The organism is Bacillus sp. FSL L8-0654, assembly GCF_038629965.1.
Classification (GTDB): domain Bacteria; phylum Bacillota; class Bacilli; order Bacillales; family Bacillaceae; genus Bacillus; species Bacillus safensis.
The window spans coordinates 3238322-3254123 of record NZ_CP152026.1 but is presented as its reverse complement, the minus strand read 5'-3'; the positions used below and the strand labels follow the sequence as shown (position 1 = coordinate 3254123).

The 15802-nt window shown below is 42.7% G+C and carries 13 protein-coding genes; 11 read left to right on the top strand and 2 right to left on the bottom strand.

The window, feature by feature from the left end:
- The first annotated feature begins 27 nt into the window (after window positions 1-27).
- From MHH65_RS16820 to MHH65_RS16780, 9 genes are all read left to right on the top strand, one after another.
- A complete protein-coding gene (locus tag MHH65_RS16820; protein WP_024423655.1) occupies window positions 28-483 on the top strand; it encodes a GNAT family N-acetyltransferase in 456 nt (151 codons plus the stop codon).
- A gap of 69 nt (window positions 484-552) precedes the next feature.
- Window positions 553-1554, top strand: coding sequence for a sugar-binding protein (locus MHH65_RS16815; RefSeq protein ID WP_268412553.1), 1002 nt, complete (start codon window positions 553-555; stop codon window positions 1552-1554).
- Window positions 1551-2993, top strand: a complete 1443-nt coding sequence (locus tag MHH65_RS16810; RefSeq protein ID WP_268412554.1) for a sensor histidine kinase — start codon at window positions 1551-1553, stop codon at window positions 2991-2993. Before MHH65_RS16815 ends, MHH65_RS16810 begins: the two co-directional genes overlap by 4 nt.
- Complete coding sequence (locus MHH65_RS16805) at window positions 2987-4399, top strand: response regulator (protein ID WP_268412556.1); 1413 nt, start codon at window positions 2987-2989, stop codon at window positions 4397-4399. Before MHH65_RS16810 ends, MHH65_RS16805 begins: the two co-directional genes overlap by 7 nt.
- Window positions 4400-4510: 111 nt before the next feature.
- A complete protein-coding gene (locus MHH65_RS16800; protein ID WP_268412557.1) occupies window positions 4511-5776 on the top strand; it encodes an ABC transporter substrate-binding protein in 1266 nt (421 codons plus the stop codon).
- A 56-nt stretch (window positions 5777-5832) separates the two neighbouring features.
- Entirely contained in the window at window positions 5833-6804 is a 972-nt protein-coding gene (locus tag MHH65_RS16795; RefSeq protein ID WP_046313043.1) for a sugar ABC transporter permease, read from the top strand.
- Window positions 6801-7622, top strand: a complete 822-nt coding sequence (locus MHH65_RS16790; protein WP_098677189.1) for a carbohydrate ABC transporter permease — start codon at window positions 6801-6803, stop codon at window positions 7620-7622. The genes MHH65_RS16795 and MHH65_RS16790 overlap by 4 nt, the downstream gene beginning before the upstream one ends.
- 147 nt (window positions 7623-7769) lie before the next feature.
- A complete protein-coding gene (gene manA / locus MHH65_RS16785) occupies window positions 7770-8720 on the top strand; it encodes a mannose-6-phosphate isomerase, class I (RefSeq protein WP_098677190.1) in 951 nt (316 codons plus the stop codon).
- Between the two features lie 124 nt (window positions 8721-8844).
- Entirely contained in the window at window positions 8845-11475 is a 2631-nt protein-coding gene (locus tag MHH65_RS16780) for an N-acetylglucosaminidase (RefSeq protein ID WP_098677191.1), read from the top strand.
- A 17-nt stretch (window positions 11476-11492) separates the two neighbouring features.
- On the opposite strand, the gene MHH65_RS16775 is transcribed toward MHH65_RS16780, so the two are convergent.
- Together MHH65_RS16775 and MHH65_RS16770 are read right to left on the bottom strand one after the other, a co-directional pair.
- Window positions 11493-12683, bottom strand: coding sequence for a CDP-glycerol glycerophosphotransferase family protein (locus MHH65_RS16775; RefSeq protein ID WP_098677192.1), 1191 nt, complete (start codon window positions 12681-12683; stop codon window positions 11493-11495).
- An 11-nt stretch (window positions 12684-12694) separates the two neighbouring features.
- Window positions 12695-13465, bottom strand: coding sequence for a WecB/TagA/CpsF family glycosyltransferase (locus tag MHH65_RS16770; protein ID WP_024426277.1), 771 nt, complete (start codon window positions 13463-13465; stop codon window positions 12695-12697).
- A 365-nt stretch (window positions 13466-13830) separates the two neighbouring features.
- Between MHH65_RS16770 and tagD the strand changes: the two genes are divergently transcribed.
- Together tagD and MHH65_RS16760 are read left to right on the top strand one after the other, a co-directional pair.
- Window positions 13831-14220 (top strand): glycerol-3-phosphate cytidylyltransferase, encoded by a 390-nt coding sequence (gene tagD / locus MHH65_RS16765; protein WP_034281137.1) that lies wholly within the window; start codon window positions 13831-13833, stop codon window positions 14218-14220.
- Between the two features lie 95 nt (window positions 14221-14315).
- Window positions 14316-15782, top strand: coding sequence for an alpha-glucosyltransferase N-terminal domain-containing protein (locus tag MHH65_RS16760; protein ID WP_098677193.1), 1467 nt, complete (start codon window positions 14316-14318; stop codon window positions 15780-15782).
- Window positions 15783-15802 lie beyond the last annotated feature (20 nt).

Below are 15802 nucleotides of genomic sequence, written 5' to 3'. Positions count from 1 at the left end.
ACAATGATCGGGAAGGAGTGATGGAAAATGTACATTCTACAAGATGAACTCACGGATGGACGAATTGACCAGCTGATCACCGCACATATAGAAGAGATGAAGGAGCATTCGCCGCCTGAAAGCATTCATGCCCTTCCATTAACTGATTTAAAAAAACAGGATGTCACCGTGTGGAGTGTGCGGGATGGAGAGGAGCTTCTTGGCTGTGGAGCGTTAAAGGAGCTGTCAAGTGAACATGGGGAAATCAAATCGATGAGAACCGCAGCCCTCCATATGCGAAAAGGTGTAGCGAGGTATATGCTGAATCATCTTCTCCAAGAGGCAAAACGGCGCGGGTATACACGTGTCAGCTTAGAGACAGGGGCAATGGCTTTCTTTGAACCAGCAAGAAAACTATATGAGAGCGCTGGATTTCAGTATTGTCCGCCTTTTGGTACATATCAAGAAGATCCAAACAGTTTATTTATGACAAAGGAATTATAGAGGTCGAGAGAGTATGCTTATAAGCAGCTCTTTTTTTTATGCGGAAATAGTGGAAAGGAGGAGGACACGGTGAAATTATCTAAGTGGATCGGAATGAGCGCATTTCTCACATTTTGTGTGGTATCTGTCATCTTCTTAACGTTATTAGGTCAAGATTTATTTAAAATTGAAAGCGCTTCCTATGAAACGGCGTCAACGTATCAATACCATTTTGTCCTTGTACCGGAGGAACTTGATAACGAATATTGGCAGCTTGTACAAAAGGGAGCTGCGGATGCGGCAGACGTTCATCACGTATATCTAGAATATTTGGGCCCAAAACAGGCGGATGTAGACGATCATCTGAAAACCATTGATATGGCGATCGCTGGGCATGTTGATGGCATTATGACGCAGGGACTTGATGCTAAGAAATACAAACCACTTTTTCAGAAGGCGAGGGAAAAAGGCATTGATGTCGTCACCGTCGATACGGATGCAGAGGGGAGCAAGCGTCAAGTGTATGTAGGGACGGACAATTATTATTCAGGTTTTATCGCAGGACAGGCACTCATCGCAGATACAAAAGGTGATCAGTATGTAGGAATTGTCACAGGCAGGCTGGATGCCATTCATCAAAAGCTGCGCGTCAAGGGCTTTCGAGATGCCGTCTCTGCTGAAAAACGCATTCATATTGCTGGAATAGAAGAATCAGCCATTACGAAGTCAGGTGCCTCAGGTGCCGCTTATAAACTATTAAACGATCATGCAAAGCTCACTTCATTTTATGGCACAAGTGCATTAGATGGTGCAGGCATCATCCAAGCAATTGCACAGTATCGATCATCCACTGATTTTTATGTGCTTGCATTTGACACATTGCCTGATACGATTCAGGCGCTTGATGATGGGACAATTGATGCCGTCGTCGTGCAGCATCCTTATGAAATGGGCTATCAAGCGGTTGAATCGCTTGTTCGTTTGCAGAAAGGTGAAAAAGAAGAACCGCTCCAGTACACGGGAACGAGTGTGATCCGGCGCGGGGATCTGCCTCTTCAGCAAACAGACAGAAAGCAGGGGATGCAGCCATGAGAAAGATTCGAAGTAAGCTGTTATTAGCATTTTTAATCCTTGTGCTTCTTGGCAACGTAGCCGCTTTTTTTGTCTACTGGAGCAGTTCAAAAATCACATCAGAATATAGCCGGAGCTTCCGTTCTTTTCTCCTGCTCAATGATATATCAACAGAGGCGAAAACGATGTATGAAAAGGTCAATGCCTATGCCATTGAAAAGGATCGGAAGTTTGCCAAAGAATATCTTACGTCAAAACAGAAAATGAAATCATACGATCAAGCGCTGCGAAAGGATGCCGGTCTTCACGCGGCAATTCCTTCTATTGAAAAATATCAATATATGATGCGGACGCTCATCAATGAAAGTGATGCGACCATGACACATGTGAAAGCAGGGAAAATCGAAGAATATGCTGCAAGTGTGAAGGAAGTGAGAACCGTCTCCTCCTATATACAAGAGCAGACGATGACCCTGCTTGATGATGAATTATCTGAGTATCAGATACTCTATCAATCTCTTCAAAAAAGGCATCAAACCTATGCGCTCTTTACCTTATGCCTGTTTACGTTATCAATCGGGGTCGCCTTATGGATGGCGTATATGATTGCTGGCGGGATCTCAAGACCCATCGTTCATCTGTCCCGAAGTGTAAAAGAAGTATCAGAAGGAAATTTTGATGGAGCGAATTTGCATGTTACCACAAAGGATGAAATCTCTGTTTTAAATGAAGCCTTTCAGCGAATGCGGCAAGAGATGAAAATGATGATTGAAGAGATCAAACAAAAGGCAGCATTAGATCAAAAAATCAAAGACATGAAGCTAAAAACGCTGCAAAACCAAATGAACCCGCATTTTTTATTTAACACATTAAACATCGTTTCACGGATGGCTTACTTAGAATCAGCAGAAGCCACATCGAGGTTGATTCAATCCGTTTCCACGCTGATGCGATATTCGCTGTCTGCTCTAAGTACATCCGTTACATTGGAACAAGAAGTGAAAGTGGTGAAAGAATATTTTCATATACAAGAAACGAGATTTGCCGATCGTATTACGTGCAAAACCTCCATCGATGAATCATGTTTATCTGTGCATATCCCAAGTCTTACCTTACAGCCGCTTGTCGAAAATGCCTTCATTCATGGCGTTGAACCAAAGGAGGAAGAGGGACTTGTTGAGCTCTCGATCTATCAAGAAGGCGGCTATGTGATGATTCAGATTCAGGACAATGGGATGGGCATCAATGAACAGGAGAAAAGAAGATTGCTGTCAGAAAAAGAAGAGGAAGATCCGAACATACTGAGTAAAGGCCACTCGACAGGAATCGGTCTTCGAAATGTAATGTCAAGACTGCGCTTGTTTTACGGGGTGCAAGATGCCCTTCAAATTGATTCAAAGCCAAACGAAGGCACCACCATACAATTGGCTATTCCGATAAAGGAGGGACCGGCATGCTGAACGTGCTGATTGTCGATGATGAAAAAATAGAACGGCTAGCGATGCGGAAGTTCTTAACCGAATGGCTTCCAGAGTGTCATATAGCAGGAGAAGCGGAAAATGGAAAGAAGGCGGTTGAATTCGTGCAGTCTGAGCCCATTCATCTTGTGCTCATGGATATTCAGATGCCTGGCATGGATGGACTGACAGCGATCAAACAGATCAAAGCAAGCAGTCCTCATACAAAATTCATTATGCTGACAGCCTACGACACATTCGATTACGCCAAGCAAGCGATGCAGGAAGGGGTGAAACAATACCTCGTCAAACCAGCTGACAAGGATGAAACCATCGCAGCCATTCGATTTGTAGCAGCAGAGATTCAGCAGGAGGCGTCTCTGCGGCAGGAGGCAGCGGCCGATCAGCAGTCAAAGTGGCTTGAAGCGCATGTCATGAACGGTCAATCTTATACCGAAATGGAGTTTCAACAATTATTTTCCGAATATGAAGCAGGTCTTATCATTGCTGTGCAGCGGACAGAAGGAGATCAGCTGTTGATCGATTTACAGAAATCTGCACGATTTCATACGGTGCCGATTCAGATGGGGGGAGAACTGTTTACATGTCTCATTTATAGTCAGCAGGGACCAGGTCAGCTAAAGGCAGAGGTGCTGCAAGCCATTCGAGCTGCCATGACAAACGGTCAGCCTTCACCTGTCGTTGGCATAGGGCATCCAGTCTCAAACCCGCTTCATCTTCAGAAAAGTGCAGCAGAGGCGAAGCTTTCCTATTATCAGCGAAAAAAGAGTGACGGCGTTGTTCGTTATGGCTTTTACCAAACAGAAGTGAAGCCCCGCCCATTGATTCATCTGCCGGAGCTTGCAGACAGCATGATGCAGGCGCTCGAGGAAGGGAGAAGAGAGGATGCGCTGGCTTTATTTGATGCCTTTGAATTAGAGGGGGCGGCGATTTCGCAGGTAAAAGAACTGCTGATTCTCTTCAAATCACGCCTCCGTACAGATCTATCGATATTGACAATCAGCACCGCAGCTGAATGCCGCCAGTGCTGTGAACACCTATTTGACGTGTATGAAGCGAGAACACAGACCATCAATGACATCGAGCGGGCAAAACGTTACATCAAAACGCATTATTGTGAACAAATCACACTTGAGCAAACGGCCGCTTATGTTGATTTAAGTCCCACCTATTTCACAAAACGATTTAAAGACGAGACGGGTCTGACATTTAAAGAGTATGTGACAGCCTGCCGGCTGGATAAAATCAAAAAGCTCCTCAAAGACAGCACGCTTAGCTTAAAAGAAATTACCTATCAGGCAGGATATACAGATCCTAATTACGTCAGCCGTGTGTTTAAGAAGATGGTCGGCTGTTCACCGAAGGAATATCGAAAAAACAGGCCGTAAAAAAATGAAGAATTTCATAAAAAAGTGAAGAAGTTTGCCTGAAAATAAGCAAGGATCTGCCATTATACTTATTTTGATAACGCTTACAAAATGGGGATAGGGGGATCAATTATGAAGTTCAAATTAGGCTTTACACTGCTGGCACTCTGTATGCTTATCGTCACTGCCTGCAGCTCATCGACGAACTCAGAGGCAAAAAAAGAAGGCGGAGCAGAGAAGCTCGAAATTTTCTCTTGGTGGACAGGAGCGGGTGAGGAAGACGGGCTGAAGGCACTCATTCAATTGTTTGAAGAGGAGAATAAAGACATTCCAATTGAAAATGCAGCCGTCGCAGGTGGTGCTGGTACAAATGCAAAGGCTGTCCTGACTAGCCGGATGCAGGGAAATGATCCGCCTGCTACGTTTCAAGTGCATGGCGGGGCGGAGCTGAATGAGAGCTGGGTCGCGGCAGGCAAAATGGAGCCTCTGGATGATTTATATGAAAAAGAAGGCTGGAAAGACAAATTTCCAAAATCACTGATTGATCTTGTCAGCAAAGATGGGAAAATCTATTCCGTACCGGTGAACATTCACAGGGGCAATGTGCTTTGGTATAACAAGAAGGTATTTGATGATGCAGGCTTAGAGCTGCCAACGACATTTGATGAATTTTTCAAAACAGCAGATGCATTAAAGAAAAAAGGAATCACACCACTTGCACTTGGAGATAAGGAGCCTTGGGCAGCGACTCATTTGTTTGAAAGTGTTTTGCTGGGTGTATTAGGGGCAGATGGTTATCAAAAACTTTGGGCTGGCGACATGAAAATGGATGACCCGAAAGTGAAGGAAGCGGCAGACATCTTTGGACGTATGCTCGAATACGTCAATGACGATCACAGTTCACGTAACTGGCAGGATGCCTCACAGCTCGTGGCAAAAGGAGAAGCGGCAATGAATGTCATGGGCGACTGGGCGAAGGGGTACTTTGTGAATGATCTTGATTTGAAGGTGAATCAAGACTTTGGATACGCGGCGACTCCTGGAACGGAAGGAAGCTTTATGGTGATCACCGATACATTTGGACTGCCAAAGGGTGTGAAACAGCCAGAAAACGTGAAGAAATTCTTATCCGTTTTAGGATCTGTGGAAGGACAGGATGCGTTTAATCCGTTAAAAGGATCGATTCCAGCACGTGTGGATGCAGATGTATCAAAATATGATGAATACGGAAAATCGGCGATGAAGGCATTTAAAGAGTCAAAACTGGCGCCGTCTCTTGCTCATGGCTCAGCTGCTGAAGAAGGGTTTGTGACAAAAGCGAATCAAGCCGTCAATATCTTCGTGACACAAAAAGACAGCAGTCAGTTTGTTTCATCTTTAAAAGATGCAATGAAATAAAGACGAAGGAGGCGGCGGCTAGGCACCGCCTCTTTTTTAAAAAGGAGTGTAGTTTCATGAGCATAGACACATCGCCGATGACAAAAACACCTGTGCCCAAAGTTAAACGTATGCGGAAAAAATGGAATGGAGACCAGCTGCTGGCGCTGCTCTTTTTAGCCCCGTCAGCAGTTTTATTATTCATCTTTGTTTACGGTTTTATCGGCTGGACAGGATATGTGTCATTATCAAACTGGACCACGCTTGTTCCTGATTTCTCTTTCGCAGGTCTTCGCAATTATGTCATGCTGTTTCAAGATTTCCGCTTTCAATCAGATCTTCGAAACACGGTCTTTTTCACTTTATTTTTTATTGGGGCTGTCATTATCTCTGGTCTTGCACTTGCGATTTTACTAGATCAGAAGATCAAGGGGGAATCTCTTTTTCGGAATTTATTCTTCTTTCCGATGGCCCTTTCCTTCGTTGTCACAGGAGTCGTCTGGCAATGGATTTTAAACCCGTCAACTGGGGTAAATTTATTTTTGAAAACGCTTGGTATCCAGCCTAAGTGGTATACGGATACGAATATATTGGCCGGATTTGTCTGGGGGAAAATTGAGTTTGGTGTACCTGCGGCCATGATTGCTGTTGTGATTGCAGCTGTTTGGCAAATGACAGGCTTCTCTCTGGCGATGTATTTGGCGGGTCTGCGAGGAATTCCAGAGGAAGTAAGAGAGGCTGCTAGAATGGATGGTGCAACGGAGTGGCAGATTTACTGGAAAATCATTTTCCCTCTTTTAAAACCGATTACTGCAAGTGTTGTCATCATCATGGCTCACATTTCTTTAAAGATCTTCGATTTGATTTACTCGATGACAGGGCCGGGTGCGAACTTTGTCACGGATGTTCCGGGCGTGTATATGTTTGAAATGACCTTTAGAGGAAACCATTATGCAGGCGGTGCCGCCATTGCGGTTGTCATGCTGATCTCTGTTGCGGTCTTTATCGTGCCATATCTCCTGTCGAGCCGGAAGGGGGCTTCATCATGACAGCCAGATGGTTTGTCCGTCCAGTTCTTTATGCTTTATTGATTTTGTGCAGTCTCTTTTTTCTGATGCCTGTTTATGTCATGCTCGTCACAAGCTTGAAGCCATTAGGTGAAGTCACCCTTGAGCGAATGTGGTCGCTGCCATCTACAATCGATTTTTCAAGCTATCAAATCGCGTTTGAAAAGCTGGCGCCCAATTTAATGAATTCTCTTTATCTAGTCATTCCTGCTACTTTATTGTCAGCTGTATTAGGTGCAATGAATGGCTATGTCTTATCAAAATGGCGTTTCAAAGGATCAGAAGTCGTCTTTACGCTGATGCTGTTTGGAATGTTTATTCCATATCAAAGTATTCTGATCCCGCTCATTCAATTTTTGCGTGAAGTCGGATTGTATAATTCAATTCCAGGGCTTGTGCTTGTCCATGTCGTATACGGGCTTCCGATCACAACACTCATGTTCCGAAATTTCTATGTGAGCATCCCAGATGAAATGATTGAATCGGCGAAAATGGATGGCGCAGGGTTTATCGGGATTTTCAGACATATGATTCTTCCGCTTTCGATCGCAGGATTTGTTGTGGTGGCCATTTGGCAGTTCACAAATGTGTGGAATGAATTTTTATTTGCAGTCACGATGACCACTGCGGAGCATCAGCCGGTGATGGTTGCCTTGCAAAATCTATCAGGCAGTCAAATTGTGCAATGGAACGTCCAAATGGCAGGGGCGATATTGGCTGCGCTGCCGACCCTGCTCGTCTATATTCTTCTGGGAAAATACTTTGTCAAAGGGCTTCTCGCAGGCTCTGTCAAAGGGTAAAATATTTTTTGTGTTATCGTTTTCATTCGGTGTACTGAAAGGATTGACTTCTCTTTAGATAGCGTCATAATAAAAGTTGAGACTTACTAGTTTTCATCAAGCTAGGTAAGGATTATCAAAGGGTAGCAAAGGGAGGAGTCATCCTGAATGAAGCAGTCACCAATTTTTTTACTGCCTGAATTGAAGGAGAGAATATGGGGAGGTACAGCCTTAAGGGATCAATTTGGCTATGATATTCCTTCTGATCAAACGGGAGAATGCTGGGCAATTTCTGCTCATCCAAACGGGCCAAGTGTCGTGCAAGACGGTCCATATAAAGGGAAAACGCTGATCGAACTCTGGGACAATCATAGAGAATTGTTCGGGGGGATAGAAGGCGAACGCTTCCCGCTGTTAACCAAAATTTTAGATGCAAACCAAGACTTGTCCGTGCAAGTACATCCAGATGATGATTATGCGGAAAGACATGAAAATGGCGAGCTTGGAAAAACAGAGTGCTGGTATATCATTGACTGCAAAGAAGGAGCAGAAATGATCTATGGGCACAATGCAAGAACAAGAACTGAGCTTGTCACCATGATGAATAGTGGAGATTGGGAAGGTCTTTTGCGGCGGGTGAAGATTAAGCCTGGTGATTTTTATTATGTGCCAAGCGGTACCATTCATGCGCTTTGCGAAGGAACGCTTGTCCTTGAAACGCAGCAAAGCTCAGATACAACTTATCGCGTATATGATTATGAACGAAAAGACCAGGATGGCAATGAACGTGAACTTCATTTTGCGCAAGCGATTGATGTCACAACGGTTCCTCATGTAGACGGGTATGCAGATGAATCAGTTGAAACACGCCGGGGAGTGACCATTCGTACATTTGTCGAAGCAGAATATTTCTCTGTGTATAAATGGGAAATTGATCAAAAAGTAGAGCTTTCGCAGGATTATCCGTTTTTGCTATGCAGTGTGATTCATGGAGAAGGGTCTTTAGAGCATGACGGACACACATATCCACTGCCAAAGGGCGCTCATTTTATTCTGCCGGCTGAAACAGGAAGCTTCTCAATTGAAGGATCTTGTGAACTGATTGTGTCGCATATATAAGGAAAAGAGGACTTCGAGGGGGTCCTCTATTTTTCTATTGCATAAATGACTTGAAAGAGTACTTGTTTTTGTCGATAAAGAGATTAGTAGACTATTATGCAAAGTTAAGAGAGGGACAGGGAACGTGAAAAAAACCATCAAGATTATGTTACTCGCAGCTGCCTTTGGTATGACATTACACACGGGTAAAGAAGCGCAAGCAGCCTCCTATGTCGATCAATCCATTTATACGATGAACACCTCAAAAGTATTTACAACAGAAGCAGAAGTGAAAAAAGCAGTGGAAACACTGAAGAAAGACAAAAAGTGGACAGCCACTTATCAAACCTCAGGAAATAAGTCGACCTATCAGCTCACTGCTTCAGGATATGATTCGCAAGCAGCAGCGAATGCAAGTGCAGCTGCATTAAAAAAAGAAGTAGGCATGAGCGGTACGGTGTCTCCAGTAGGTGACCGCCTTCCTTTACAAAAGGTCGTATCTGATCCAGTTAATGATGAAAGTCAGGCGAAAAAGCTTTCACTCGAACTAACGAAAACATCAGGGCTCAATAGCTCCTATGAAATCATCAATCAAAGCAAACCTTCTTATCAGGTCATATCAGGAGCCATTGATTCTGAAACGAAAGTGAAAAATATTCAAACCGAGCTGCAAAAGCAGGCAGGCGTCACCAGTACATACCAAACCGAAACGAAAGCTGGCACTGTGTATCAGCTGATTTCAAGCGGTATTGTTGGACAAAGTAAGGCGAATACCATTCTGCAAGGCTTTCAAAAGGCATCCGGCTTAACAGCAGTGCTTCAAACGGTGACAGCAGGTAAGCCGTATTACATCGTCACATCCGCTGCACAAGCGAGCCAGTCGAAAGCACAGACGCTCCTTACCCAGTTGCAAAAGGAAGCAAAGATCAGCGGGAAGATTCAAAAGACAGGTGCTTTAAAAAATGTCTACAGCTTGGAATCAGGCTATTTTAAAGACAACAAACAAGCAGCTTCAGCTGCAGCTCAGATTAAGAAACAAACCGGTGCTGCAGGTACTGTGCAGCGCGTGGGAAAAACAAAAAATTATATCGTGAAGCTCAATCAACTGAACGATACAGCTTACGCCAAAACGGTAGCCTTTTTCAAGAAAAAGAAATGGCGCTACACCTCCAAAAAGATCTCCTCTACACAGCCATATCAAGTCGTGACGGGAAACCTTTTAGGAGATGACCAAGTCAAAAAAGCAGCGGCTTTCTTCCAAAAGAAAAAAGTATCTGCGACAACGAAAAAAACTGGCAAGGTATCAGACAGCACATATCGACTCGTCGTCAATCAAGCAGTGGACCAAGCGAAAGTGGATAAAGGTGCCGCCTACTTAAAAACGCAGAAGCTGACAAGCAGCATCAAGGCAAGTAATGGACAGGCTGTCAGCAAAACATATAGTCTCAAGACAACACCTGTATATGAACAAAGTAAAGTGAAGCAGGCTCAAGAGATTATCAAGAAAAATGGCGTTGCCAGCAGTACAAAAACGCTGACAGAAGCGGTCAAGCAATACCGTATCACGACAGAGCCGACAGTGAATCAGACAAAACTGAATCAAGCACTCAGCTATTTGACCAAACAAAAAATGAAGGCCGCTGCTCAAAAAACAGGCGCAGCCGTTTATGCTCAATATCAGATCAAAACAGGTGTCATCTCAACAGCTGCACTTCGTGACCAAGGCATGGCATTTTTCAAAAAACGGAATGAAACCGCTGCGTATACAACAACAACGAAACCAACTTACAAAATCAACATTACGCAGCAATTTACAGGGTTACCAACTGTAAATGAAGCCATTGCTTTTGTGAAAAGCCAATATGGCTGGACCGCCACAGCCATAAAAATTAAAAATGGCCCAATGGTCATGCAAACGAACTACAACCTTACAGTCAATGAGATGGTCAACAAACAAATGAAGGTGTCACCACAGACAGATGGTGCGGCCTATGTCTATGCAGCATATGTAGACCAAGCCACATCGACAGTGAATACGGATGGCTTAAATGTCCGATCTACACCTGATTCGAGCTCTGCAAGCAACATTGTGGCACAGCTCAATAAAGGAGCAAAAGTGAAACAGCTTGGGAAAGAAGGGAACTGGATTAGGATCAACCTCGGCTGGAGAAATGCAAGTGCAGCAGAGGTGCAAAAATATGTAGATCCAGCTAATATTGCCGAAGGCACGCAATCTTATTTTCAATTTCTGAAACTCTCTGAAGCTGCGAATCTCAATCCAGCAGAGGTCAATTCAAAGATTTTAGCAGGAAAAGGGATTCTTGCGGGTAAAGGACAAGCCTTTATTACAGCAGCAAAAACGTATCATATCAACGAAATTTATCTTATTTCTCATGCGTTGCTTGAAACGGGTAACGGAAGTTCCATTTTAGCGAATGGTACAATGTATAATGGAAAGAAAGTTTATAACATGTATGGCATTGGCGCATATGACAGCAATCCGAATTATCTTGGTGCAAAGTATGCGTATGAACAACAATGGTTCACGCCAGAGGCTGCCATTATTGGCGGAGCAAAATTCATTGGCAACAGCTATATCAATAATGCCACATACAAGCAAGATACAATTTATAAAATGCGCTGGTCGGCTACAGCCACTCATCAATATGCAACAGATATTGGCTGGGCTTCTAAGCAAGTCACTCGCATGTATAGTTTGTATAACCTGCTTGATGACTATACGCTGTATTATGATATCCCGGTGTATAACAAATAAAAAAACGTCCGTGCTTCCTAATGAGAAGCCGGACGTTTTTTGTGTAGGAGCAGCTGCTGCTCAATAAATGAGAGGAGCTGCTGACTGGATTGTCCCTTTGAATATTGGTTCCATTCCTCAGCAAAGGTTTTGATTCGTTCTTTATTGGTTGATCTGTTTAGGTGTAAAAGCTCCTGCAAGAGCATGTCTTGAGTGACGCAAGCCTTACCAGGAATGATATCTTCATACCGATCGACTAGGCCGCGTTTCTCTCGATAAGTGTCTAAGTCATAAGTGAAGAACAAGACAGGCTTTTCGAGCAGTGCATATTCAAACACAATGGACGAATAATCTGTCACTAGGACATCACAAGCACAAAGCAATGGATAGAGCGGCTGATCGGACACATCAAATATCCATTCACCGTCTGTTTCTGCTTTCGCTAAATGTTTGACCGCAGGATGAAGCTTGACGAGCAGAATGTAATCGCCGTTCAGCTCAGTTTGCAACTGCTCTTTTGAAAAAGGCAGCACAAGACCGTCCATTGCAAAGTCTCGATAGGTCGGTGTATAGAGCAGGATCTTTTTCCCTTTTGGAACATCATTTAGCTTCAAGGAAGGCTGATGCTGTTCATAGTACACATCCGTCAGTGGTACACCAGTTGGTAAAAAGCGTTCATCATTGACCCCAAACGAGGTCTTGAAAATCTCACGCATGTGATCTGAGCCTGTCACAATGTAATCGAAAGACGCATAGACACGTTTGAAGCGTTCGATGTCACGGGGACTTCGTTCAGAATTTGAAGCATCTTCAAGCCCGAACTTTTTCAAAGCCCCATTGGCATGCCATACTTGAATACAGGTGGTAGAAGGCCGTTTTCTGAGCACGCTCGTCATGAGAAAGTAATTATCCGTCACGACAACCTTGCTTTTAAACATCGTATACATACATTGAATGAGATGGAGAGGATTTTTTTCATGAAAATAGCGAAATGACAGATGAGGCTCATCCTTTTCTATCGCAGAAGCATGCTTCGTATAGAGGATAGTGAGCTTCATTGTCATGTTCGCCTGTTGTTGATAAGTATGAATGAGAGCAGCCGCATTCTCTTGGAATGAAACAAGCAGCGTCACCTGGTTTTCACGAGGCTTCACGCCGCTCATCAGCCATCCAATGAAAGAAATAAAAGCTGCGTAACATGAAATCATCATTGAGCGTATATTCATCATTTATCAGTCTCTCACAGCTGCTTTGTCTGATCCTTTACCTGCTCAGGATAGTAACGTTTTTTTCCTTTGCTTTCCTTTAAGACGGCAAAAGCGTACTTAGGAATATTGAGCATTCGTTTCCATCTCCATGGATTCACAATCAATCTGTACAGCCATTCTGTATTTGTCTTAATCATCCAGCGTGGTGCACGCTTCACCGTTCCGCTAAATACATCAAAGCTTCCGCCTAAACCGATGCAAACAGCCTGCGGGAATAAATGGCGGTATTCGTAAATAAAGTTCTCTTGGTTTGGATAACCTAATGCAACGAACACCATATCAGGTTTCGAGCGCGCGATTTGCTTCGCTACGAAACGTTTATCGGCTTGATAGCCGTCACAGCTTCCTGCGAGGACCACATTTGGATATTCCGTATCAATTCGCTGTTTTACAGCCTCAAGCACTTCTTTTTTCGCACCATATAAAAAGATTCTTTTAGACTGCTTGTTTGCTAGATCAAGCATAGACATGAAGACATCAAAGCCGGCAATTCTAGACTTAAGCGGACTTTGGGTCATGCGGGACATCAATACGACGCCTACGCCATCCGGCAGTACATAATCCGCAGATGAGACGACTTGATGGTACGCATGATCCTTCATGACGGCATAGCCTATCTCTGGATTGACAGTCGCAATCATGGCGCCTCTTCTCTGAGAAATATGATGCTGGTTCATATAGCTGATAAATTCATCTAAGTCGCCGTTTACATAAGAAAGGTTAGAGACCACTTCTGTTTGCATTGTTTAGACCTCCTTTTTAACTTGTTATCTATGAACGTTCATTGTAAATTCATTCTTCGCCTACTCATCATTTTATCACAGATGCTCCACGAAATATTAACAATAACTTTACAAACCTTTAAATTTCATGACATTTTCATCATTTCATCTCGACGATCCTTTGTGAAACATTGATTCTTCGGACTTTTCCTCCTGCGCCCAATAAATTGGAAATAGTTTGTCTTTACATTTTCTTAACCTTTCATAGGCGTTGTGATATAATGAAATTCCGAAGAGCGAAAAATGATCGATGATAATAAGATTACGGATAACATTACTGCTTGAAGCAGACGAATAAGGATGAAAGAAAGGAGTTTATGTTTGCAATGAAGAAAGTTATTACTTACGGTACATTTGATTTATTACACTGGGGGCACATTAAGCTGCTAGAACGTGCAAAGCAGCTCGGAGATTACTTAGTGGTGGCCATCTCTACAGACGAGTTTAACTTACAAAAATCTAAAAAAGCTTATCACAGTTACGAACATAGAAAGCTGATTCTTGAAACCATTCGTTATGTTGACGAAGTCATTCCAGAAAACAGCTGGGATCAAAAAGTCCATGATGTGCAAGAGCATGATATCGATGTGTTTGTTATGGGAGATGACTGGGAAGGCAAATTCGATTTTTTAAAAGAACATTGCGAAGTCGTATACTTGAAAAGAACAGAAGGTATCTCGACAACACAAATTAAAGAAGAAATTGCTGGACTTTAATAGATCAAAAAAGTACTTCTTATCTTTTGGTAAGAAGTACTTTTTCATGTAAAATACAATGAGTAAGCAATCAATATTATGAAGGAGAGCTTCCTTTGTTTCAAAATTGGATGAAGAAAAAAGTTGAAGACACATTGGATCAATCTGAACAACATGAAACAATGGCATCAATGGACGTGCCTGATATGGACTATTACTTTATTATGGGTGATGTGCCAAAACAGGATGAGAGCTTAACAAAATCTTTAAAGACAAAAATTAAGCCTTTGGCTGATCAACATAAACGTACTGCAATTTTAACTTTGAATTATGATGCAAATGTGAAGGAACGTATTCACCGCATGGAAGAGATCTTTTCTTCTGAGATTGACATCTTGAATGTATATGAACACTATATTCTACCGGAAAGTGGTAGTAAGAGACGTTACTCGGAATTTATTGTCGGTGAATCATCGCATTCGATCAATGAAGCAGTGATTCCGGCAGATGAATCCACGATTCAGGTGACGAGATATGAACGATCTTCTTCTCCCATTTGTTATATTGAACAATATAATGAAGAGCAGCAATTGGTGAAAAGGGAAGAATATAATTGGCATGGCGTTTTACGCAGAGTACAAAGCTTTGTTCCCCATACAGGTGCACTATACTTAGAGGAATTGATCAGTGATGATGGCAGTATTTATATGGAGTTCATCTACCATGGAGATGTAAAAAAGAATCCGGTTCGACATATTAATTGGTATAAAAAAACAGGAATTCAAACATTTACAAAGAAGACGGATATTAAACAATTATGGTTATCCAGCATTCAATCACAAAATGACCGTTTGAAATTGATGATTACAGAAGACCGGGATCAAGACCGCCACTTGTTTAAAATTGAGCAGCCTGAAACAACTTATTATGCTGCATTTGTGCATGACGCACATTATGAGGAAGATCTGCATCAAGTCAATTCTCAATATGGAGAATTATTTAAACAAATAAGAAAACAGCAAGTGGATGCTGTCTTTTTTGGGGATACAAAACATAAAGAAGATGTCGAAAAACTATTGGGAGAACAAGCCTATTTTTATCTTGTTCCTTCTGACGAAGAGACTGTTTGGAATACGGCGATTCATCATATGCTCGAAAATCGTGAGCATAAAGATGAACTGAGAGGGATTGTTGACAGCATGAAATGGGTCTTGCGTGATCTAAGCTCTGAGCATCATGTTCTTCACCTTCAGCTCGAGTTAAAAGATGAAATGAGTCATGCGGATCATGTGCAAATTGATTTCGCAGGATATGATCGAGTGAATGGAGCTGAAATCATCTCTCAAACAATCGATGAGAACCATCAAGTCAGCTTCCCAATCGGCCATTTTCAAACAAAGAAAAACATTGAAATCAACCAAACGAAATTTGTGGATTTTTACATTCGTTTTAAAACAGAAGAACTTCAAGAGGTTTTGCAGCGTTTAGAAATAGAAGGTGAGCTGCTTACGAATAAACCATCGTCCATCGATGGATGGTCATATCAAACGAAACAAGGCAACTATTCTTGGAAAGTGAAATAGTGATATAACATAACGGTAAG

Excerpts from the sequence above, each read along its gene's own strand:
- MHH65_RS16820 (WP_024423655.1), top strand. The coding sequence starts at position 28 with ATGTACATTCTACAAGATGAACTCACGGATGGACGAATTGACCAGCTG.
- MHH65_RS16810 (WP_268412554.1), top strand. The coding sequence starts at position 1,551 with ATGAGAAAGATTCGAAGTAAGCTGTTATTAGCATTTTTAATCCTTGTG.
- MHH65_RS16805 (WP_268412556.1), top strand. The coding sequence starts at position 2,987 with ATGCTGAACGTGCTGATTGTCGATGATGAAAAAATAGAACGGCTAGCG.
- MHH65_RS16800 (WP_268412557.1), top strand. The coding sequence starts at position 4,511 with ATGAAGTTCAAATTAGGCTTTACACTGCTGGCACTCTGTATGCTTATC.
- MHH65_RS16795 (WP_046313043.1), top strand. The coding sequence starts at position 5,833 with ATGAGCATAGACACATCGCCGATGACAAAAACACCTGTGCCCAAAGTT.
- MHH65_RS16790 (WP_098677189.1), top strand. The coding sequence starts at position 6,801 with ATGACAGCCAGATGGTTTGTCCGTCCAGTTCTTTATGCTTTATTGATT.
- manA (WP_098677190.1), top strand. The coding sequence starts at position 7,770 with ATGAAGCAGTCACCAATTTTTTTACTGCCTGAATTGAAGGAGAGAATA.
- MHH65_RS16775 (WP_098677192.1), bottom strand. The coding sequence starts at position 12,683 with ATGATGAATATACGCTCAATGATGATTTCATGTTACGCAGCTTTTATT.
- MHH65_RS16770 (WP_024426277.1), bottom strand. The coding sequence starts at position 13,465 with ATGCAAACAGAAGTGGTCTCTAACCTTTCTTATGTAAACGGCGACTTA.
- tagD (WP_034281137.1), top strand. The coding sequence starts at position 13,831 with ATGAAGAAAGTTATTACTTACGGTACATTTGATTTATTACACTGGGGG.